Source organism: Paenibacillus sp. LHD-38, from assembly GCF_031157315.1.
Lineage (GTDB): Bacteria > Bacillota > Bacilli > Paenibacillales > Paenibacillaceae > Pristimantibacillus.
Window position 1 is genome coordinate 54355 of the sequence record NZ_JAVIFU010000004.1, and the last position, 20960, is coordinate 75314.

Annotated in this window: 17 protein-coding genes; 12 read left to right on the plus strand and 5 right to left on the minus strand. The window is 49.3% G+C overall.

Features of this window, described 5'->3' with window-relative positions:
• Window positions 1-21 precede the first annotated feature (21 nt).
• A complete protein-coding gene (folE, locus tag RCO25_RS04885; protein ID WP_308995013.1) occupies window positions 22-615 on the plus strand; it encodes a GTP cyclohydrolase I FolE in 594 nt (197 codons plus the stop codon).
• A 166-nt stretch (window positions 616-781) separates the two neighbouring features.
• On the opposite strand, the gene RCO25_RS04890 is transcribed toward folE, so the two are convergent.
• Together RCO25_RS04890 and RCO25_RS04895 are read right to left on the minus strand one after the other, a co-directional pair.
• Window positions 782-1867, minus strand: a complete 1086-nt coding sequence (locus RCO25_RS04890; protein WP_308995014.1) for a Fe-Mn family superoxide dismutase — start codon at window positions 1865-1867, stop codon at window positions 782-784.
• An 81-nt stretch (window positions 1868-1948) separates the two neighbouring features.
• A complete protein-coding gene (locus RCO25_RS04895) occupies window positions 1949-3004 on the minus strand; it encodes an alpha/beta hydrolase (RefSeq protein ID WP_308995015.1) in 1056 nt (351 codons plus the stop codon).
• A gap of 264 nt (window positions 3005-3268) precedes the next feature.
• Between RCO25_RS04895 and RCO25_RS04900 the strand changes: the two genes are divergently transcribed.
• Entirely contained in the window at window positions 3269-4012 is a 744-nt protein-coding gene (locus RCO25_RS04900; RefSeq protein WP_308995016.1) for an IclR family transcriptional regulator, read from the plus strand.
• A 301-nt stretch (window positions 4013-4313) separates the two neighbouring features.
• Here the strand turns inward: RCO25_RS04900 and acnA are convergent, their stop codons facing one another.
• Complete coding sequence (acnA, locus tag RCO25_RS04905; RefSeq protein ID WP_308995017.1) at window positions 4314-7025, minus strand: aconitate hydratase AcnA; 2712 nt, start codon at window positions 7023-7025, stop codon at window positions 4314-4316.
• 243 nt (window positions 7026-7268) lie between these two features.
• Between acnA and RCO25_RS04910 the strand changes: the two genes are divergently transcribed.
• The 7 genes from RCO25_RS04910 (at window position 7269) to RCO25_RS04940 (ending at window position 15197) form a co-directional block, all read left to right on the plus strand.
• Window positions 7269-8588 carry an amidase domain-containing protein gene (locus tag RCO25_RS04910; RefSeq protein WP_308995018.1) on the plus strand — a complete coding sequence of 440 codons (1320 nt, stop codon included), beginning with the start codon at window positions 7269-7271 and terminating at the stop codon, window positions 8586-8588.
• A 23-nt stretch (window positions 8589-8611) separates the two neighbouring features.
• A complete protein-coding gene (locus RCO25_RS04915; protein WP_308995019.1) occupies window positions 8612-9727 on the plus strand; it encodes a D-alanine--D-alanine ligase in 1116 nt (371 codons plus the stop codon).
• A gap of 1000 nt (window positions 9728-10727) precedes the next feature.
• Window positions 10728-11045 (plus strand): hypothetical protein, encoded by a 318-nt coding sequence (locus RCO25_RS04920; protein ID WP_308995020.1) that lies wholly within the window; start codon window positions 10728-10730, stop codon window positions 11043-11045.
• 3 nt (window positions 11046-11048) lie between these two features.
• A complete protein-coding gene (uvsE, locus tag RCO25_RS04925) occupies window positions 11049-12074 on the plus strand; it encodes a UV DNA damage repair endonuclease UvsE (protein ID WP_308995021.1) in 1026 nt (341 codons plus the stop codon).
• Window positions 12075-12177: 103 nt separating this feature from the next.
• Window positions 12178-12996, plus strand: a complete 819-nt coding sequence (locus tag RCO25_RS04930) for a sulfite exporter TauE/SafE family protein (RefSeq protein ID WP_308995022.1) — start codon at window positions 12178-12180, stop codon at window positions 12994-12996.
• Between the two features lie 105 nt (window positions 12997-13101).
• Complete coding sequence (locus tag RCO25_RS04935; protein ID WP_308995023.1) at window positions 13102-13956, plus strand: inositol monophosphatase family protein; 855 nt, start codon at window positions 13102-13104, stop codon at window positions 13954-13956.
• A gap of 74 nt (window positions 13957-14030) precedes the next feature.
• Window positions 14031-15197 (plus strand): PQQ-dependent sugar dehydrogenase, encoded by a 1167-nt coding sequence (locus tag RCO25_RS04940; RefSeq protein ID WP_308995024.1) that lies wholly within the window; start codon window positions 14031-14033, stop codon window positions 15195-15197.
• A 142-nt stretch (window positions 15198-15339) separates the two neighbouring features.
• Here the strand turns inward: RCO25_RS04940 and RCO25_RS04945 are convergent, their stop codons facing one another.
• Complete coding sequence (locus RCO25_RS04945; RefSeq protein ID WP_308995025.1) at window positions 15340-16671, minus strand: glutamate-1-semialdehyde 2,1-aminomutase; 1332 nt, start codon at window positions 16669-16671, stop codon at window positions 15340-15342.
• A 238-nt stretch (window positions 16672-16909) separates the two neighbouring features.
• Entirely contained in the window at window positions 16910-17968 is a 1059-nt protein-coding gene (locus RCO25_RS04950; RefSeq protein WP_308995026.1) for an LCP family protein, read from the minus strand.
• Between the two features lie 373 nt (window positions 17969-18341).
• Between RCO25_RS04950 and RCO25_RS04955 the strand changes: the two genes are divergently transcribed.
• The 3 genes from RCO25_RS04955 to RCO25_RS04965 are packed head-to-tail and all read left to right on the plus strand — an operon-like array spanning window position 18342 to window position 20955.
• Window positions 18342-19367, plus strand: a complete 1026-nt coding sequence (locus RCO25_RS04955) for an ABC transporter ATP-binding protein (protein ID WP_308995027.1) — start codon at window positions 18342-18344, stop codon at window positions 19365-19367.
• Window positions 19364-20158, plus strand: a complete 795-nt coding sequence (locus RCO25_RS04960) for an ABC transporter permease (RefSeq protein WP_308995028.1) — start codon at window positions 19364-19366, stop codon at window positions 20156-20158. Before RCO25_RS04955 ends, RCO25_RS04960 begins: the two co-directional genes overlap by 4 nt.
• Window positions 20159-20163: 5 nt before the next feature.
• Window positions 20164-20955, plus strand: coding sequence for an ABC transporter permease (locus RCO25_RS04965; protein WP_308995029.1), 792 nt, complete (start codon window positions 20164-20166; stop codon window positions 20953-20955).
• Window positions 20956-20960: the final 5 nt, after the last annotated feature.

Genomic DNA, 20960 nt, shown 5'->3' on the forward strand with positions numbered 1-20960 from the left:
AGCCGGAAGGAGAGTTCAGAAATGGCGGGTAGGAAAGACTACGTCAATTCGAGTGTAACGAGCAACCGGGAGCAGATTGAACATCATATAAGAGAAATTTTGAAGCTGGTTGGTGAAGATGTAGAGCGTGAAGGACTGCTGGAAACGCCTGCACGCGTAACTCGCATGTACGAAGAAATTTTTGCAGGCTACGAGGTTGATCCGAGAGAGGTGCTCGGTGTCACGTTTGACGAGCAGCATGAGGAGCTCGTTATCGTGAAGGACATTGTTTATTACAGCCAATGCGAGCATCATATGGCGCCGTTCTTCGGGAAAGCGCATATCGGTTATATCCCAAGCGGCAAAATCGCGGGGCTTAGCAAGCTTGCAAGACTCGTAGAGGCGGTTACACGCCGACTGCAGGTACAAGAGCGGATTACATCGCAAATCGCAGATATTCTTGCTGAGGAGCTGGAGCCTCATGGCGTGATGGTCGTTGTCGAAGGCGAACATTTATGCATGTGCGCACGCGGTGTGAAGAAGCCGGGCAGCAAGACGGTGACCTCCGCCGTAAGAGGCGAATTCCGCACCAGTTCAGCGCTTCGTTCTGAGTTTCTTACATTATTGAAGCAATAAGCCGGTATGCTCGGTAGAAAGTCGGACAAGGGAAACCTCCTGTCCGACTTTTTTTAATAGATCAGAGTTTATAAGTTTTCAATTAAAAATCCGCTTATAGATCTCCGCGAAACGACTTTTTTCGTTGCCAAAAGACGGCGACAGCGATATACGCTTGTACAGTCAATTAGAATGGCGCCCACACGAGCTTGCGTGCTTCCTCGAACCGTTCATTCACAAACGGCCAAATAACCACGTTCCACCAGTCCTGTACATAGTCCGCCCGTCTGCTCTGATGCTTCAAATAATAGGCATGCTCCCAAACGTCGAGCGGAAGCAGCGGAATAACATCCCATTGCGATAGGTTTTGATGCTTCTCAGCCGTCAAAATTTCAAGCCGCCTGCTGCGCGGGCCCCATACGAGAATGGCCCAGCCGCCGCCTTCTACCTTCACGGCCGCTTCGCTAAACTGTTTCTTAAAGGCAGTGAAGCTGCCAAAATCGTTTCGGATCTGCTGACTTAGCAGACCGATAGGCTCTTCGCCGCCATAAGGCGAGAGAACGCTCCAGAACAGCGTATGCAAATAATGTCCTGCGCCGTTAAAGGCAAGCTCTCGCTCCCAGTGCTTCACGAGATCAAAGCTGCCGGTATCACGCGCCTCTTGCAGCTGGAGCTCTGCTTTATTTAAGCCATCGACATAGGATTGATGATGGATATCATGATGTATCCGCATGGTCTGCTCATCAATGTAAGGCTCCAGCGCATCATATGGATAAGGCAGCGGAGGCAGCGTATGCCCGCCTATCGGCACTTGCTGGAGCGGAGCGCGCTGCTCGCTGTTGCCAGGGCTGTTCACAGCCTGGCGGTAAGCGCTCATTAAACCGATATAGTAATTCGATTCTCTGATGGAATGGAGGATGACGGTCTTTGTGATGGGAGAAGAAATGGAAGCGGTCCGCTCGATAAGCTGCGACAGCTGGTCCACATAAGTGCGTGACTGCTCCAGCGCAGCATCAACAAGCGCTTCGACCGTTTGCTCCACATAAGAAGGCAAACGAGTGGGGTAAGGCAGCCATTCTTCCAACCATTGATTCGTATAGTGGGCGGTTTGCGTGAAGACGGGCTCCCAGGATTGGAGCAGCTGGACATATTGACGCTCCATTTCGGGGGAAGCTTGCAATATAACAGCCGCATGTTCTTTTTCCTGCAGCTTCCAATGACGAATCAACTCGATCACGCGAACGGGCATGAGCGTTCCGTAAACAAAAAGCACGACCATCGCCTCCTTTGTCGCAACAAGTGCATCTATGTTAGATGTATTCGTTGTGAAACGGGCTTATGTCGTGCTTGTTGATTATATTCGCTCTGCTTGGAGCTGTTGGTCGACTTGGCTGAGAAATAGAGCGGCTCTCTGAATGTATTCACTCGGATGAACTTGAAACAGCAGCTCATGCTTGCCATCCTGCACGATCCAGGAGCGGGAGAGGACATTGCCTTGTCCATCAGCAATCGCTTCAGCCGTTTCGTAAGGCGCTTTTACATCGTTTGTGCCGTGAATAATGAACATCGGAATATCGTAGACATTGGATATGACTTCGCTTGCCGGAATGGAGCCAAAGCTCGTCCCTGTCCACAACGGAATCATGGTTTCGATAAGCGGCAGCGAAAATTGCGGTAAGGAAACAAACTGATTCAAGTTGTCGAACAAGGCCTCTGAACTTGGAATGAACAAGCTGTCGAGTATCATGGCATCAATCTCATCGGTCTGCAAGGCAGCCTGCAAAGCTGTTCCCGCACCCATGGAGAAGCCCCAAACGACGATATCCTCGGCACCGCGGGATTTGGCATAGTCTACGGCAGCAAGCAGCTGCTGCGATTCCTCAAGTCCTCCAGTAGCCGGCGCCTTATATTCTTTGGAGGCGTAGCCGTAATCAAACAACAATATATTATAATTCAGCCCGTGCAGCAGCTTGGACAGCTCATACATCGGGACCCATGATTCTTCGCGATTAGCGCCATAGCCATGGCTGAACACAACCGTCCGCGCTGAGGGAGCAGACTCGATGGCATCGGTATCAGCAGGGATAAACCAGCCGCTGACTGTCGTGTTTCCGCTTTTACTCGGGAAAATGACATCTTCGTAATCTAGGCCAATAGCCGCTTGTGGATTAGAGGAAAGCGGAGCAACGTAAGGATAAGCAAGCATCCAAGCGACATAGCCATGAAAAATAATAACAGCAAGCAGACACATCGCCGTAAGGGATGCGACCGAAGCAACCAGCAGATGTTTGCCTCGGCTTCTGGTTTTACGCAGCAGGAAAGGATTATCGGAATCTCCCAGCGGGAAGGGTTGAAGGCTTTGCGGAAACCCGCCTTCAAGCGGCAATGGTGTCATAATGGTCGTGCTCATGTCGTTGTCCTCCCTCTGTAAGCAAACGTCTATTGGACTCGTTTTTCCAATGGTTGTAAGCGCTTTTTATTTCTAGTACTTTCATCGTAGTCCGGTCCTATAAGCCTGTCAATCGATGTCGAGGTATTGTTAATCATCTGTAATGTTACTGTAATGTAAAGAACTCTTCTTTACCTTATTGGAAGCGATGAGTTATACTGAATGAGAATCGGTTTCATTGGATGAAACTTTTTGGAATGATAAGAATGTGGGAGGTGCGGCTGCATGGAAGATGGAAAATCGACGGTGCGGGCAGTGGATCGCGCGCTTGATATATTGCTGTGCTTTATTTCAAAAACGGACTGGGCGATGACGGAAATTGCAGATCATGTCGGCCTGCACAAAAGCACGGTGCATCGGATGCTCGCTACGCTCGAGGAGAAGGGGTTCATCGAGCGGGACCGCTCAACGGACCGTTATCATTTAGGATTAAAGATGTGGGAGCTGTCCGCCAATTTATCGCGTTCAGACGACCAAGCAACGATATGGCTGCCCGAGATGGAGCGGCTGCGCGACCAGCTGGGAGAAACAGTTAGCATATATGTAAGGGACGGCTCCGAGCGGATTCGCATGCAAGCCGTTCAAAGCAATCAGCCTGTGCGGCGGGTAGCGCCGGTAGGCGTGAGGCTGCCGCTTTATGCAGGCGCTTCGAGTAAGGTGCTGATCGCCTATTCCGACCCGATGGTGCAGGAAAGTATTTTTGGCGATCCGTCATGGCTATATTCCATTGATCTAGACCAGTACAAGCAGCAGCTGGAAGAGATTTGCTTACAAGGATACGCAACAAGCTTCGAGGAACGCGAGCCGGGAGCTGCCGCGCTGTCCGCGCCGATATTTAACCGGACAGGCAAGCTGATCGCGGCATTATCCGTATCGGGGCCTGCAAGCAGGCTAACCATGCAGACGATGAGAGAATACGCGCCTGTGATGATGGAGTCCGCTAAACGGATGGGCATCATGATTTTATAGCCAAAACAATAAAAAGCAGCAGGACTGAGGCGAACCTCGGACCTGCTGCTTTTGTTAAAATATTAGAAAGTAAAAATTTGCGCCTGCCGTTTACGCTTGTGAACGAAGCAATTTCAGAAAAAAGGCATCCGCCTAAGCAGTTAGTTCTGCTTGGGCGATGCCTTTTTCTTAAAATATAAGAAAGTATAAAATTCAACCTTATACGTTGCTTATATTTCACCGCGAAACGAGCTTTTGCCGCCAAGGACGGCGTCAGCCGTTTACGCTTGCGGCTGCACAGCTTACGCTTGTGCTCCGATGATTACATGTTAGCGATCATTTGGCGAAGTACCGTTTGAAGGATACCGCCGTTGCGGTAGTAGTCTACGTCAACGACAGAGTCCAGACGTACGATTGCAGGGAAATCGAAAGTCGTGCCGTCTTCGCGAGTAGCGGTTACCGTAACTTGCGAGCCTGGCGTAACGTCATTGGACAAGCCAACGATGTCAAACGTTTCACGACCAGTAATGTTAAGCGTCTTCCAGCCTTGACCTTCTGGGAATTGCAGTGGCAATACGCCCATGCCAACCAGATTGGAGCGGTGAATACGCTCAAAGCTTTCTGCGATTACGGCTTTAACGCCAAGAAGCATTGTACCTTTTGCCGCCCAGTCACGGGAGCTGCCAGTACCGTATTCTTTACCGGCTAGAACGACAAGGTTTTTGCCGTCTTTTTGGTATTTCATCGATGCATCGTAGATCGACATCACTTCATCCGTAGGCAGGTAAGTAGTTACGCCGCCTTCTGTGCCTGGAGCCACTTGGTTACGAATACGAATGTTCGCGAACGTACCGCGCATCATCACTTCGTGGTTACCACGGCGGGAGCCGTACGAGTTGAAGTCTTCGCGTTTAACGCCATTTTCAATCAAGTATTGGCCGCCCGGGCTGTTAACGGTAATGTTACCGGCAGGAGAGATGTGATCCGTTGTAACGGAATCGCCCATAAGCGCAAGCACGCTTGCGGAATGAATATCTTCAATGTCGGACAGATCAGGGCCAAGGTTTTCGAAGAACGGCGGGTTTTGGATATAAGTCGATTTATTATCCCACTCGTAGCTTTCGCCCTTAGGAACCGAAATGGCATTCCAACGTTCGTTTTGCGTAAATACGTTCTCGTATTTGTCGCGGAACATTTGCGGGTTAAGCGCAGCAGTCATCGCGTCGTTGATTTCTTTTGACGTAGGCCAGATATCTTTGAGGAATACCGGTTTGTTGTCTTCTGAGTAACCGATTGGTTCTGTTGTCAAATCGATGTTTGTCGTTCCGGCAAGCGCATAAGCGATAACAAGCGGCGGAGAAGCCAGGTAGTTCGCTTTTACTTGCGCATGAACGCGGCCTTCGAAGTTACGGTTACCGGAAAGAACAGCGGAAACCGTCATATCGTTGTCAGCGATCGCTTTGCTTACTTCGTCTGGAAGCGGACCGGAGTTACCGATACAAGTCGCGCAGCCATAACCCGCTACATGGAATCCAAGCGCTTCTAGCGGCTCGATTAGGTTTGCTTTTGTCAAATATTCCGTAACAACGAGCGAACCCGGCGTCAGGGAGCTTTTTACGTAAGCAGGTTTTTTAAGTCCAAGGGCAACTGCTTTTTTAGCCACAAGTCCGGCACCAACCATTACGCTTGGGTTAGACGTGTTCGTGCAGCTTGTAATTGCGGCAATTACGACTGCGCCAGTGCCCATTTTGCTCACTTGGCCGTCATTGTGTTTAACCGTAACGAACTGCTCGATTTTCTCATCGGAGAGTCCGTAGCCGCCTTTGTCAATCGGCGTGCGGATGATGTCGTTAAAGGAATCCTTCATTGCCGTTAGCTCAACACGGTCTTGTGGACGCTTAGGTCCTGCAAGGGAAGGAACGATTGTCGAAAGGTCAAGCTCAACAACATCCGTAAATACCGGATCCGGAGTAGCATCCGTACGGAACATATCTTGCGCTTTATAGTAAGAGCCAACAAGCTCGATAAGGTCATCATTGCGGCCCGTTTGTTTCAAATAAGCAAGAGTTTCGTCATCGACAGGGAAGAAGCCGATTGTCGCGCCGTATTCCGGTGCCATGTTGGCAACCGTTGCACGGTCAGCAAGGCTGATGTTCGACAAGCCAGGGCCGAAGAACTCGACAAATTTGCCGACTACGCCTTTTTTACGCAAAATTTGAGTAACAGTAAGCGCAAGGTCAGTCGCTGTAGAGCCTTCTGCCAGCTTGCCTGTCAATTTAAAGCCGATAACTTCAGGCATTACGAAGTATAGAGGTTGACCAAGCATACCAGCCTCAGCCTCGATACCGCCAACGCCCCAGCCCACTACGCCAAGTCCGTTGATCATCGTTGTATGCGAATCCGTACCAACGAGGGAATCAGGGAATACGACAGTTTCGCCGTCGATTGTTTTTGTAGCTGCAACAGATGCCAGGTACTCCAGGTTTACTTGATGAACGATACCTGTGCCCGGCGGAACCGCGCGGAAGTTATCGAATGCCGTTTGTGCCCAGCGAAGGAAACGGTAACGCTCTTCGTTACGCTCGAATTCAACCTTTGTGTTGTATTCAAGTGCTTGCGGCGAACCAAATGCGTCAACCATGATAGAGTGGTCGATTACAAGGTCAACGGGAACGAGCGGGTTGATCTTCTTCGGATCTCCGCCTGCTTTTTTTACAGTATCGCGCATTGCCGCGAGGTCAACGACAACAGGCACACCCGTGAAATCCTGCAAAACGATACGAGCAGGAATGAAAGGAATTTCTTTATCTTCGCGTCCGTCAGCCCAAGTTGCCAGCTGCTTTACATGCTCGGAAGTAATGGCGCGTCCGTCAAATTGGCGAACAGCCGCCTCAAGCAATACTTTAATGGAAAAAGGCAATTTCGAGATATCGCCTAGTCCTTGTTCTTCAAGTCCGCCCAGACGGTAGTAAGCGTAAGACTTGCCACCAGCGTCCAGCGTTGTGCGAACCGAATAATGATTTTGTGTAGCCATCGTCATTCTCCTCTTTGAATGTAGTTTGTGTTTCATTCTGTGAAACACAATTTCAAAATCGCTATATCTATAGTATATCGCTAAAATAGTCCTTCCGTAAAGTCCAATTATGTCTATCCACGCCTGTAGATCGCTTGAAAACACAACTTTACGAATGTTACATGAAACGGAAGGCGGCTTCATATAATGAAGCAGTTAATCTGCGATAAGCTTGCAGTCACGACAAGGTCAAGGAGGATTGTTATGCCGCGAACAGGTAACCAGGGACAAGGAACGACTGGTCAGAAGAAAACGCAAGCAACGTCCAAACAGGCCGCCTCTCCGCGTAATGTTCAGCAGAAGGCTGCGACGCATGCTATCTTGAAGCAGCAGCCCCCTTCCGGGTTGCAAGCGGAACGACAAGCAAAGCCGAGCGATCATGCACCGCAGATCCGGGAACGGGCGAATCAAGAAATTAAGTCTGTTAAACAGCAAGCATCAAAGCTTAACTCACTTTTGCGTTCCTCTGATTATGATCAGCAAATCCAGCAGGGGAAACTGCAGGGCTGGAAATCAGCAGTCCATCGTTATGTGAGCTTGTACAACCAAGCCGAAGCTAATCAGCACGCAGCCGTGTTGACCGATTACGTAACCGATACCGAACATTGCGAGCGTCTCCGCTGCAGGCTTGAGCGTCTTAGAGAGCGTGATTTGCTCAGAGGAGCGCTTCCGGCAGGCAGCGAAACAAAAGCTGAGCTCATTCGCGTTAATGATTCGGCGAACGAAGTTTCTGTGCTTGTCCGGCTCCATATTAAAAGAAGGATGGAACAGTCAGGTCGGTTTTACATGGAGGAAAGATCCGAATTTGAACGTCTCTGGTTAGGGTTGTCAGGCGGTGCCTGGGATATCCTGCGAGTGGAGCCGATTATTTCGGAACGCAGGCCGCGGTTTGGCACAGCAACTGACAACTGGATGACCGTCGATGATCATTCGGAGCTATTTGGCGATCTATCGTCACCGTCAACACCATACTTAAATTATGACCTATTACAGCAATTCAAACACCGTCCCTCGGGTATTCGTTACAGGAGAGATTTGGTTGCGGCGTATGCGGATCGTTGGTGGAACGAAGGGAACCCGGCTTATGAGCTTTTTGAGGTGAATTGTACCCATTACGTGTCTCAGTGCATCTTTGCAGGCAATGCCCCGATGAACTATACTGGTAAGAGAGAAACGGGCTGGTGGTATAAAGGCCGAAACAAAGGCAGCGAATGGTGGAGCTACAGCTGGGCGGTATCCAATGCATTAACCAATTATTTGACCGGTTCGAAGACTTCCGGCATGCGTGCGGAGGTTGTGCAATCTGCCGATGAGCTGCAGCTGGGTGATGTCATTACCTATGACTGGAACGGCGATCAGCGCTTTCAGCACAGCACAATCGTGACTGCCTTTGATTCATTCGGAATGCCGCTAGTGAATGCCAACACCGTTTCCAGCAGGCATCGCTATTGGGATTATCGTGATTCCTATGCATGGACGGAACAAACGAAATATCGTTTTTTTCATATTGCTGATCTATTATAAATTATTGTACCGGAGGATATGCCATGGGGAGCAAGGTTCGAGTAGGTTTAGTTTACGGGGGGAAATCGGGAGAGCATGAGGTGTCTCTGCAAACGGCTTACGCGGTTATGGGTGAATTCGACTATAGTAAATATGAAATCAAACCTTTCTATATTACAAAGCAAGGCGAGTGGAAAACGGGAGCTGTTCTGTATGCCCGTCCGAATACGGTAGAGGAGCTGCGTTTTGCAGCGGGCGAGGCACAAACGGGCTTCGCTTTAGCTCCATTATTTGAAGGTTTAAATGCCGGCTCGTCCGCTGCAGGCGAGGAACCGCGCATTGATGTCGTGTTCCCGCTGCTGCACGGGACGTTTGGTGAGGACGGAACGATTCAAGGACTGTTCGAAATGGCGAACATTCCATACGTAGGAGCGGGCGTTCTCGCCTCTGCCGTTGGGATGGACAAGATTCTGATGAAAAAAGTATTTGCGCAAGAAGGCTTGCCGCAATGCATTTTCCGCTACTTCAACCGGACGCAATGGGAAAGAGACGCTTCCTTCTTTATTATGGAATGCGAGGTTTCGCTCGGCTACCCATGCTTCATCAAACCGGCTAACCTTGGCTCCAGCGTCGGCGTATCCAAAGCCAAAAACCGCGAAGAGCTCATTTCGGCGGTAAACTACGCGCTGCGTTTTGACCGTAAGGTAATCGTGGAGGAATTTGTTGATGCGCGGGAAATCGAAGTAAGCGTATTAGGCAACGATGACGCCAAAGCATCCGTACCGGGTGAAATTGCGCCGTCTAACGAGTTCTATGACTATAAGGCTAAATATATCGACGGAAAATCGACGATGCAAATTCCGGCTATTTTGTCACCAGAAGTTACGGAATCCATCCGAGAAATGGCGGTTCGCGCATTCCAAGCGATCGACGGCTCCGGTTTGTCACGCGTAGATTTTTTCCTTCGCAAAAGCGATAACCAGATTTTTATTAACGAAGTGAACACCTTGCCGGGCTTTACACCTTTCAGCATGTATCCGCTCATGTGGAAGGAAACCGGTATTCCATATAAAGAACTATTGGATAGCTTGATTGCGCTGGCTCTTTCACGCCATGCCGACAAGCAGCGTATTGATTTCACAGGCGAAGCGGCACAATAAGACTAAAGCTTACTTATATTGGCTGGCATAGCTTGACTGGCATAATAAACTCGCGGGTATGCTCCAACGACACTGACAGAAAACCAATAGGGTAACCAATCCATAGAATCCCAAAATAAACGTGTCATGCAGGAACGCAACCCGTTTCTTGCATGACCGTATTAAATTCTCGCCAACGCTTATCGGTGGTACAGCTCTTTTGTTATGCTGACGCTTCTAAGGAGTAATTAGCAGGATAAATTCCTGTTAATTCTTTCCGAGCGTGGGTTGACGGTTGTTTAACAGGAATTTCTCCATCTAAATGCTCACATATAGGGAAAAATGCCGGACAAGCTCCAAATTAGATGGAGTATTTCCTTCTAAATGCTTAAATGGAGCACAATAGGCTGAATTAGCAGGAGAAATTCCTGTTATTGCAAACCAAGAAGGTTAAGCGAAGTGTAGTGTTGTGTAGTGAGCTGTACTGTAGTGTTGTGTTGTGTTGTGTTGTGTTGTGTAGTGGAGTGTGGCGTTGAGGTAACTCAAACCGCGAAGAATAAAGCTATCCCTTATATGTAATCAAGTAAGATTAAGCAAGCAAGCAAGCAAGCAAATAAGTAAGTAAGTAAGTAAGTAAGTAAGTAAGTAATCAATCCCTACAACCCAAAGTAAGCGTGTCCCCCAGGGACGAAAGCGATCCCCCTCAAACGCAGCAAGCAAGCGCCACCGCTACACGGACGTTAGTCCAGTTGCGGGTGTCCAGAGGGTGCAACCCTTGGGGCCCTCCCTTGGAAGGGAGGGTTTGGGTGGGTTCGAAAAGCCTTTGAAGGTTGGCAGTAGAGCCTTTTAAGGTTGGTATTAAAGCCTTTGAAGGTTGGTAGTAAAGCCTTTGAAGGTTGGCAGTAAAGCCTTTAAAGGTTGGTAGTAAAGAGCCTTTGAAGGTTGGCAGTAGAACCTTTGAAGGTTGGTAGTAAAGCCTTTGAAGGCCAGGTAGAAATTTCACTGAAAGGAGGGAAATATAATGGGTTTTGCAACGGAGTTTAATTCGGTTTGCAAATTTAAGTCCGATCAGGAGCTGTATGAATTGTTGGAGTACGGTCGGGGCAAAATGGTCAAGAGCGGCTTTCGCGTTTTTCCAACTGGCCAGAAGGTAATTGCCTACACGCCTGCTAACGAAGCGATCGCGATTGTCCGCATTTTAGCTTCTATAGCCGAGATTAATTTTCAAGGCGAAGAAGTGACACAAGTGGAGATGGAGCTCGTGAGAAAGTTGACTGAGGAAGAAGCAAGAATTCAAACGGCGCTCGCTTTTGAAATGTTTTTTGGCGAGAAGGCTTAATTGATGATTGTTAGATTAGGCTTTGTCGCAATGAGCTTGCAGCTTGAAAATGCGTCTCCCTCCAAAACGATGACCTTCACAAACTTCTCCAAGCTGGACGACCGCGAGGCGGGAATTCGGAAGCTTGAAAGAATTGCGGAAGAAAATCTGCGGAACACGCTGCGTATTTTGAAGCTTTGCAAAGCAAGCGGCATTCAAATGTATCGTTTTTCGTCTAAACTCATTCCACTGGCTACGCATGAAGAATTAGCGGGTTGGAACCCCTTTACCGCGCTGGCTCCTGCTTTTCAAGAGGTGGGTGAGTATGCACAGAAGAACGGTATCCGAGTATCCTTCCATCCGGATCATTTCTGTGTATTCAGCACGCCTAGGCCGGAGGTACTCGCCAAATCCGAGCTGGATTTGATGAATCATGTTCTTATGCTGGAGGCAATGGGACTGGATGAGGCGATCAAATGCAACATACATATCGGTGGGGCATATGGCGACAAGGCTGTAGCTGGAGAACGGTTCATCCGTCTATTCAGCGCCTTGTCGCCTCGTCTTAGGCATCGGATTACACTCGAAAATGATGATAAAACGTTTAATGCTAGGGAAACCCTAGCCGCAGCGGAACAAGTGGAGGTTCCCATGGTTCTTGACATTCATCATCATGCCGTCAATTCCTGCGACATCGGAGATGACGAGCTGTATGATGGGATATGGCCGCGGATTGAGCGCACCTGGGAAAAGGAGCGGGAACGGCTGGGCTATACAAGCGCCAGTCAGCTTCCGACCAAAATCCATGCCTCCAGCCCCAAAAGCTTATCTGATCCGCGCGGTCATGCAGATTTTGTGGAAGCCGGGCCATTGGTCGAGTTTTTGCGCAATGCCGCAAGGAGCTGCGAGTTTTTGGACTGTATGCTGGAAGCCAAAAGCAAGGATGAAGCGCTGCTCAAGCTCATCGAGGATTTAAAGCAGATGGAAGCAACCGGAGAAGGCATTAAGGTGTTAGATGGCGGACGCGTAGAGATTGCCCCCTTTCATTAACCGAAGCAGAATGGCACCGTCAAGGGATATCTTGGCGGTGCTATTGTATGCTGGCAGCTTTCTGCATGGCCTTCTTTATCACATTGAAAAGGTGATTATCATCATGGAATGGATACTTTTAGTGCTGCTCGGGGTTGTAGCGGCTATGTTCGGCAGTATAGTAGGACTTGGCGGCGGGATTATTATTGTCCCCGTGCTTATGCTGATCGGTCCCGTATTAACGGGCGATGAGATCGGACATGCAACGGCGGTCGGCATTTCGTTAACCGTGCTTGTTGTGACAGCACTCGCATCAACGCTCAGCTATGCAAAACGGAAAATTGTCGATTTCCGCAGTGGCTGGTTATTTTTTATAACGAGCGGACCAGCTGCCATGATAGGCTCAGCGCTAACGGGCATGCTTCCAGCGGGCGTGTTTCAACTGGTATTCGGCGTGTTTATGCTGCTGGTGGCCTCACTTCTGATTGCTCGGGACAATATGAAACCGTTTTCCAAACAGTGGCCAATCGTCCGTACGATAACCGATGTTACGGGAGAGGTGCACACCTATAGCTACGGGATTCTGCCTGCGCTCGCGATCGGTTTTGGCGTAGGGCTTATGTCAGGGTTGTTCGGCATTGGTGGAGGATCGTTATTCGTGCCGCTCATGGTGCTGTTATTCCGTTTTCCGCCTCATATGGCTACGGCAACCTCCATGTTCGTCATTTTTTTATCATCAATACTTGGGAGCGGCATGCATGCTTATCTGGGGGAGACGGATTGGCTGCTCGTGCTTGCTTTAGTGCCTGGAGCATGGATCGGAGGAAAGCTTGGAGCGGCGATCGCCGTGAAACTGAGTGGAAAAGGCTTGTTATGGCTGCTTCGGGTTACGCTTCTGCTTCTTGCGGGACAATTAATCATTGAAGGCTTGCGATCATTTTGATATGGTGAGAGTACTTATATACGAAACTTGCTTAAGCTTCATACGTAGTAGCATAACGTGGATAGAAATGTTTGTAATTTTACATAGAGGGAAGAGTGATGGATCGTGAGTGACCAGAACAACGCTTCCGTCGTTGGCGGGAAAAGCTTTACTGCTGTCGCTATCAATTGTGCGTCTAAGGCAGGAGAATGGATTAAGACGAAGCTTGGCAATTACGCGAAACTTGATATAAAGTATTCCTCGCATGATCTTGTTACCGAAGTAGACAAAGGCTCAGAGCGCTTGATCAAAAATCTCGTCATGACGCATTTTCCTCATCATTCATTTTTAGGCGAAGAGGGCGTGGAGCCGGGACCGGAAGCATCAACGCGCGCGCTTGAAAATATCCGGGACGCGGAATATTTATGGATCGTTGATCCGATTGACGGAACAACGAACTTTGTACATGGCTTTCCGTTTTTCTGCGTGTCAATCGCGCTTGCTCATAACGGCGAGGTGATCGTCGGCGTCGTTTATGATCCGATGAAGGATGAGCTGTTTGTTGCGGAAAAAGGCAAGGGAGCTTATGTTCACGGAAAACGGATGCAGGTGTCCAAAGAAGACACACTGCGCGGCAGCTTGGTGGCGACAGGCCTTCCGGCCGATCACCATTACGCTTTGCCATTAAATTTGCAAGGCATACAAGCGGTGGCGCCTCAAGTGCGCAACCTGCGTATTGCCGGCTCTGCCGCGCTGCATATGGCATATGTAGCTGCAGGAAGGTTAAGCGGCTTTTGGGAAATTGGGCTCAGCAGCTGGGATTTGGCAGCGGGCTCGCTGCTTGTGCAGGAGTCGGGCGGAATCGTAAGCGATACATTAGGCAAGCCATACGACCTCGGTGTTCGCAATGTCGTAGCCACGAACGGTCATATCCAAGAGGAACTCATCGCTGCTCTTACTGAAGCGAAAGCAAACGAGTAAAGGGGAAAGGACAGCGCACTGCGAAGCTCGCAGCTGCGGTGTCCTTCTCTGTTTAGGGGAAGGAGTGAACGGAGATGACAGCAAAAAGAAGAATAGCCGCCTTGATCATGACTACCGTATGCTTAGGCATGCTGGCAGCATGCGAAAAAAACGAGTCGCCTGAATCGCAGCCATCGACAAATACGTCAACGAACGCAGTAACCGAGAAGCCGGCAGAAACGAAAACGAGTGGAGAGACCGACAAGCCGGCAGCATCAGAAAACGTGGGCGAAGCTTATACGGTGCTTGCCCAGGAGCTTCGTGTACCTTGGGTCATCACATTTGATGATGACATTATCTACATTAGCGAACGAGAAGGAAATATCGTGAAGGTGGACGGTTCGAAAATGACACGGCAATCGGTCCATCTTAATAAAAGCGTGCATGGCCTTGGAGAAGGCGGATTTCTAGGCTTCTTATTAGCGCCGGATTTTGCAAAGTCGAAAATGGCTTATGCGTATCATACCTATGAAGAGAATGGCCAGATTTGGAATCGGGTCGTTCTGCTGAAGCAAAACGGCGAGCAATGGGATGAGGTACGGGCATTGCTTGAGGGCATACCCGGAGCAGCCAACCATGACGGCGGAAGAATGGCAATCGGACCAGATAAGCTGCTTTATGTGACCACAGGTGATGCGCAGCAGCGGGAACTCGCACAGGACCTTATCAGTTTAGCCGGTAAAATATTAAGGCTGACGCTTGATGGCAAAATACCTGCGGACAACCCTTTCCCCGACTCGTATGTTTATTCTTACGGGCATCGCAATCCGCAAGGACTGGTATGGAATGAAGAAGGGATTATGTTCAATACAGAGCATGGTCCATCCGGAGATCCAGGCGGACATGATGAGATCAATATGATTGAAGCGGGCGCTAATTATGGCTGGCCTGATATTTACGGGGATGCGGAAAAAGAAGGGATGAAAACGCCAATCTACCATACAGGAGAGAAGGCCATTGCCCCCTCTGGCGCGACAATCGACGCGAACAATCGACTGTTGATTGCAACCTTAATGGGCGGAGCGCTCTATCGTTACGATCCGGCGGTTAATAAAATGTCCGTTGTATTTGAAGGCGAAGGCAGACTTCGCGATGTGAAAATAAAGGATGGACGCATTTACGTCATAACGAACAACACCGACGGACGCGGCATACCGTCGAAGACTGATGACCGGCTGCTGCTGCTTAACGACGTGAAATAACAATCAAGAGCATCAAAATAAAACGAGGGAATCTTACTGGCCAAACGGCCATTTAGATCTCCTCGTTTTTATGTTGTCTTTGCCTCTTCTGTAAATCATAAAGCTGCCAGCTTTGTCGAAACATTCGAAGACTGGAGATTAATTAAGAGATAGCGTCCGCAGAGCCTAATTGCGTAAAGGCGCGGTCGATTGCAACTATCGTTTCATCGATGTCCGCTTCCGTATGCGCGGTCGTGAAGAACCAAGCCTCGTATTTGGATGGTGCTAGGTTGATGCCTTGATCCAGCATGAGCTTGAAGAATTTACCGAACAGCTCGCCGTCCGTATCCTGCGCCTCATCATAGTTAGTAATTGGATGATCACAGAAATGAGCCGAGAACGAGCCGCGGATTTGGTTGATTGTAAGCGGTATGCCGTGCTGCTTGGCAGTGGCGTGCAGGCCTGCCGCGAGCTTTGTTGCGAGAGCGTTCATTCGATCGTAGATGCCTGGCTCCTGCAGCAGCTCGAGGCATGCAATGCCTGCTGAAATTGAAGCCGGATTGCCGGCCATTGTACCTGCTTGATAAGCAGGTCCGAGCGGAGCAACCTGTTCCATGATTTCGCGTCGTCCGCCGTATGCGCCGATCGGCAGGCCTCCGCCGATGATTTTGCCCAGTGCGGTTAAATCCGGCTCCACCGCTTGATGGTCGGGAAATGCAACATACGTTTGCGCTGCGCCATAGTGGAAGCGGAATGCGCTAATGACTTCGTCGTATATAACGAGAGCACCCGCATCGCGTGTAAGCTTGCACAGCCCTTCCAGAAAGCCTTCATGCGGCATTACCATGCCAAAGTTGCCGACGATAGGCTCTACCATGACGGCGGCTGTCTCGGCGCCCCAGCGATCCAAAGCAGCTTTTAGTGCCGGAAGATCATTAAAGGGAACTGTAATGACTTCGCTTGCGATGCTTGACGGGACGCCGGCGCTGTCCGGAATACCAAGCGTAGACGGACCGGAGCCTGCCGCGACGAGCACGAGATCGGAATGCCCGTGATAGCAGCCTGCGAATTTAATGATTTTGGATTTTTTCGTAAAGGCGCGTGCCACACGAATGGTCGTCATGACGGCTTCAGTGCCGGAGTTGACGAACCGGACTTTGTCGAGTGAGGGAATGGCCTCTTTCAGCATGCGGGCTAGCTTAATCTCTAGCTCAGTAGGGGTGCCGTAAAGCGTGCCGTTTTGGGCAGCACGCACGATAGCCTCCGTAATATGCGGATGGGCATGTCCCGTAATGATGGGACCGTAAGCTGCTAAATAGTCAATATAACGGTTATCGTCGACGTCCCAGAAATAAGCGCCTTCCCCGCGTTTCATAAACACCGGAGCGCCGCCGCCTACTGCTTTATAAGAGCGGGAGGGGCTATTAACGCCGCCGACGATATGCTGCAGCGCTTCTTCATAAAGCTTCTCGGAATTGGTTCGTTTTGTCGTCATGGTTTTCAGCCTCCAATAGAAATGTTAGCCGGGCATGAATGCTCGGATTCGGACATGAATAAACGGCATCGCCGTCTTTGGTTCAAATATAAGAAAGTATAAAATTCAACCGTATACGTTGCTTATATTTCACCGCGAAACGAGCTTTACCGCCAAGGACGGCGTCAGCCGTTTACGCTTGTTATATGGGAAACAAAATACACGCAACTTGCTGGAGCCCGTTGCGTGTACGTATAGGTTATTGCTGTTGATTCGTTGCTTCTGCACCGTCTGTCGGTGTTGTCGATTCAGTAGGAGTAGGGATGGTATCGTCCTGCTCCAGCGTCATTTGCACGAAATCGCGCAGCTCTTCATCGTCGCTGATACCGATGACGGATGCGCCGCCAACGCGGTCTTCCGCAATGAGCTCCATCGGCGGGATTTGCGTTGTGCTGGCTACATGGCTTTTGACACCAAGCTGGCCGAGCTTCAGCATATCCATAACGCTGATATTCATGCTGACATAGGGCTGAACACTTTCAAGAATTTTCTTCATGCGAACGATGTTCCAAGTGGATTGAAGCTCCTTGGATACCGCTTGAAGAAAGTTTCTTTGACGCTCCGTACGCGTAAAGTCGCTCATTGCATCGTGGCGGAAGCGGACATATTGCAGCGCTTTGTCGCCATCGAGCAGCTGGTAGCCTTTTTTAAGATCGATATCGTAGCGGTTGCCGTCTGCGTTATCGGTATACTGCATATCCTTTTCGACATCAAAGTAAATGCCGCCAATCGTATCGATCAGCTTCTTGAAGCCTTCAAAGTCTGTATATACATAATATTGAATGTCGAGACCGAGGAGGTCGCCGACTGTTTTCATAGCTAACGGGTAATCCCCTAGAGCAAGCGCCGTATTGATGCGGCCTTTGCCATGACCCTCAATGTTGACATACGTATCACGGAGCACAGAGAACAGATGCGCTTTTTTGGTTACAGGATCAAAGGAAGCGACTAATATGGAGTCTGAACGGGCAATCTGCCCCTCGTCTAAACCGCGCGCGTCACCGCCAAGCAGCAAAATATTAACACGTTCCTTCCCTTCCCAATCCGGAATGGGAACAGGCGTAGCTTCGGCGTCCTCTACGGGTACCTTCGTTTCTTTAGGGTCACTGAAGTTATCTAGTGCACTATATATGCCTACACTCCAGTAAATAAGAAACGCTGCTGCTGCGCCTAGTATTACGGAGAGGCTGACGAAAAACCATTTCCATTTTTTCTTCTTGTTCTTTTCTTTAGGCACTTGGTTCGTCTGTTTAGACATTCGCTTGACGTGCTCCTTTCAGATGCTGCAGGATCATTTTGTGTCAATGAGGGTGAATTTCAATGTAAGCATGCACAATGATGGCATAGCGAATGGTCCGCTTCTAAATAAAAAGGCGAGCGGAGCCGTTTACGCTAGAAATATAAGAACGTATAAGTATGAGCTTCTTTCATAACTTATATTTCATCCGCGAACGAAAGCTGCTGTACCAGGGGCAAAGCTAGCCGTTTACGCTAGGCGTGAACTAATGTATGATTACATATCATAAAATTATAAAGCTGAACGACATGCAGAAGCAAGTTTTATCGTTTTAGGTAAATAAAGATCGGTATTTCCTAGGAAATGTCGAAGCGAGAGGGGCTTAAAGAAGCAAATGCTAGCCATTGATGTAAAGGATTTACGTAAGCAATTCAGCGTACAGAAAAATCGAGAAGGCTTATCCGGTGCACTCAAGGACTTGTTTAAACGCGAGTACAACGAGGTCACGGCGGTTAAAGATATTTCCTTTCAAATTCCGCAAGGCGAAGTATGCGGTTATATCGGAGAAAACGGAGCAGGCAAATCGACAACGATAAAAATGCTGACAGGTATTTTGGTACCTACGTCAGGCGAACTCAAGGTAAACGGCTACGTGCCGTTTAAGGACCGCGAGAAGTTCGTTAACGGGATTGGCGTTGTATTCGGACAGCGTTCCCAGCTCTGGTGGGATATCGGAGTAATCGAATCCTTCCAGCTGCTGCGCAAGGTATACCGGGTGTCGGAGGCTGATTTCCGCAAACGTTTGAACGAGCTTGTCGAAAGACTGCAGTTGGGCGATTTGCTCAATCGTCCGGTACGCAAGCTAAGCCTAGGCCAGCGGATGCGCTGCGAGCTTGTCGCTTCGCTGCTTCATAATCCATCAATCCTATTTCTAGATGAGCCGACGATTGGTCTCGACATTGTCGTGAAGACGGAAATCCGCGACTTCCTCATGCAAATGAACAAAGAACAAGGAACAACCATTTTGCTGACGACACACGATTTGCAGGATATCGAAGCGCTTTGCTCGCGTGTCATCATGCTTGATGACGGCCGAATTATTTATGACGGCGGTCTAGACGATCTGAAAAACCGCTGGAGCAAGGGACGAGAAATTCAGTTCCAATTCGCCGGGCATACGCAGCTTGCTAAGCTGCAGCAGCTAACCGAATCTCTCGATGTCACATGGACGATGGAAAACGAGGTTACGGCAAAAATGTGGCTGCCCCATGCGGTTAACGTTTCCGATGCTTTATCCTGCGTGGTAGGCGGCGTAGAAATTCGCGATATCAAAATTATTGAGACGAATACGGATGATATCGTCCGCAGTATTTACTCCTCCGGTTCCGCGTCAACCCCCAAGGAGTCGGTTCAATCATGATGAGCGCTTATATCGATTTTATTCGGATTCGATTTATCATGATGCTTGCTTACCGCGTTAATTATTACAGCGGTATCATTATTTACGCCATTAATATCGGTGCCTATTATTTTCTGTGGCAGGCGATTTATGGGGACAAGGAGACGCTCGCCGGTTTTACGGTGACGCAGATGACGACCTATGTGGCGGTATCGTGGATGGCGCGTGCCTTTTATTTCAACAATTTGGATCGCGAGATTGCAAATGAGATTAGGGACGGCAGCGTGGCGGTTCAATTAATAAGACCGTATTCCTATTTATTCGTAAAAATGATGCAGGGGTTCGGCGAAGGGCTCTTCCGCATGCTGCTGTTCATGATTCCGGGGATGATTATCGTTTGTCTCATCTTCCCGGTCACGCTTCCGACAGATCCCATGACATGGCTTATTTATTTAGTCATGCTGTTCTTTAGCTTTCTTATTAACTCGCAAATTAATATTTTGACCGGCTTGTTCGCGTTTTTTGTCGAAAACAACGAGGGCATGATGCGAATGAAGCGGGTAATGGTCGATTTGTTCTCCGGCGTAGTCGTGCCGATTGCCTTCTTCCCAGGGTGGCTGTCAGCTGTTATGCAGTGGCTGCCGTTCCAAGCGATCACTTATTTGCCAAGCTCCGTTTTTACGGGGAGAACGCCAAGCAGTGAGGTGCTGCATGTGTTTGGCATTCAAGTGTTATGGTTTGTAGGTTTGCTGGTGCCGATATGGCTGACGTGGCGCGCCGCTCGTAGACGGCTGTTCGTGCAAGGGGGGTAACAGACATGAGATATGCATCTTTATTTTGGGAATATATTAAAAATTACGCGAAAACGCGGTTAACGTACCGGGCAGATTTTTGGGTCGAGGTGCTGTCCGATTTATTGTTCCAAGGGATGAACCTGATCTTCATCTTGATCGTGTTCCAGCATACGCCGTCGCTCGGCGGCTGGTCGGAGGCAGAGGTTGTATTCGTTTATGGGTTCTTCATGATTCCGTACGGCGTATTCAGCACCTTCTTCAGCATCTGGAATTTCAGCGAGCGTTATATCGTAAAGGGTGAAATGGACCGCGTGCTTACAAGGCCGGCGCACAGTCTTTATCAAGTGCTGCTAGAAAACGTAGATCCGCCGTCCTTGATCGGCTCCTTCGTCGGTGCAATCATTATGGCGCTTTGCTGGACGCAGCTTGATCTGCCGTTTCAAGTGCTCGACGTACTCGTGCTTCTGCTGCTCATCTTAGGCGCAGTACTTATTTATGCGGGACTTTATACCGCGCTCAGCGCGATTTCCTTTTACTCGGATGCGCCGACCGGTATCGTGCCGCTTATGTACAACATTCAAAACTATGGGCGCTATCCGGTTAACATTTATAATAAAATGATTCGTTTTGTCCTTACATGGCTGCTGCCGTTTGCATTCGTCGGCGTCATTCCAGCCTCTTATTTTCTCGAGAAAAAAGCCGATGATCTTTCCCAGCTCGCGCTTTTGACGCCCGTTATGGGCATTGTCGTATTCTCGTTAGGGCTGTGGATGTGGAACCATGGCGTAAAACGTTACCGCGGAGCAGGCTCTTAGCTTTC

What these genes read in the sequence shown, in the direction of transcription:
- RCO25_RS04900 (WP_308995016.1), top strand. Translation starts at nt 3,269, where the DNA reads ATGGAAGATGGAAAATCGACGGTGCGGGCAGTGGATCGCGCGCTTGAT.
- RCO25_RS04960 (WP_308995028.1), top strand. Translation starts at nt 19,364, where the DNA reads ATGATGAGCGCTTATATCGATTTTATTCGGATTCGATTTATCATGATG.
- RCO25_RS04950 (WP_308995026.1), bottom strand. Translation starts at nt 17,968, where the DNA reads ATGTCTAAACAGACGAACCAAGTGCCTAAAGAAAAGAACAAGAAGAAA.
- RCO25_RS04895 (WP_308995015.1), bottom strand. Translation starts at nt 3,004, where the DNA reads ATGAGCACGACCATTATGACACCATTGCCGCTTGAAGGCGGGTTTCCG.
- RCO25_RS04915 (WP_308995019.1), top strand. Translation starts at nt 8,612, where the DNA reads ATGGGGAGCAAGGTTCGAGTAGGTTTAGTTTACGGGGGGAAATCGGGA.
- acnA (WP_308995017.1), bottom strand. Translation starts at nt 7,025, where the DNA reads ATGGCTACACAAAATCATTATTCGGTTCGCACAACGCTGGACGCTGGT.
- RCO25_RS04910 (WP_308995018.1), top strand. Translation starts at nt 7,269, where the DNA reads ATGCCGCGAACAGGTAACCAGGGACAAGGAACGACTGGTCAGAAGAAA.
- folE (WP_308995013.1), top strand. Translation starts at nt 22, where the DNA reads ATGGCGGGTAGGAAAGACTACGTCAATTCGAGTGTAACGAGCAACCGG.
- RCO25_RS04920 (WP_308995020.1), top strand. Translation starts at nt 10,728, where the DNA reads ATGGGTTTTGCAACGGAGTTTAATTCGGTTTGCAAATTTAAGTCCGAT.
- RCO25_RS04955 (WP_308995027.1), top strand. Translation starts at nt 18,342, where the DNA reads ATGCTAGCCATTGATGTAAAGGATTTACGTAAGCAATTCAGCGTACAG.
- uvsE (WP_308995021.1), top strand. Translation starts at nt 11,049, where the DNA reads ATGATTGTTAGATTAGGCTTTGTCGCAATGAGCTTGCAGCTTGAAAAT.
- RCO25_RS04930 (WP_308995022.1), top strand. Translation starts at nt 12,178, where the DNA reads ATGGAATGGATACTTTTAGTGCTGCTCGGGGTTGTAGCGGCTATGTTC.
- RCO25_RS04940 (WP_308995024.1), top strand. Translation starts at nt 14,031, where the DNA reads ATGACAGCAAAAAGAAGAATAGCCGCCTTGATCATGACTACCGTATGC.
- RCO25_RS04945 (WP_308995025.1), bottom strand. Translation starts at nt 16,671, where the DNA reads ATGACGACAAAACGAACCAATTCCGAGAAGCTTTATGAAGAAGCGCTG.
- RCO25_RS04965 (WP_308995029.1), top strand. Translation starts at nt 20,164, where the DNA reads ATGAGATATGCATCTTTATTTTGGGAATATATTAAAAATTACGCGAAA.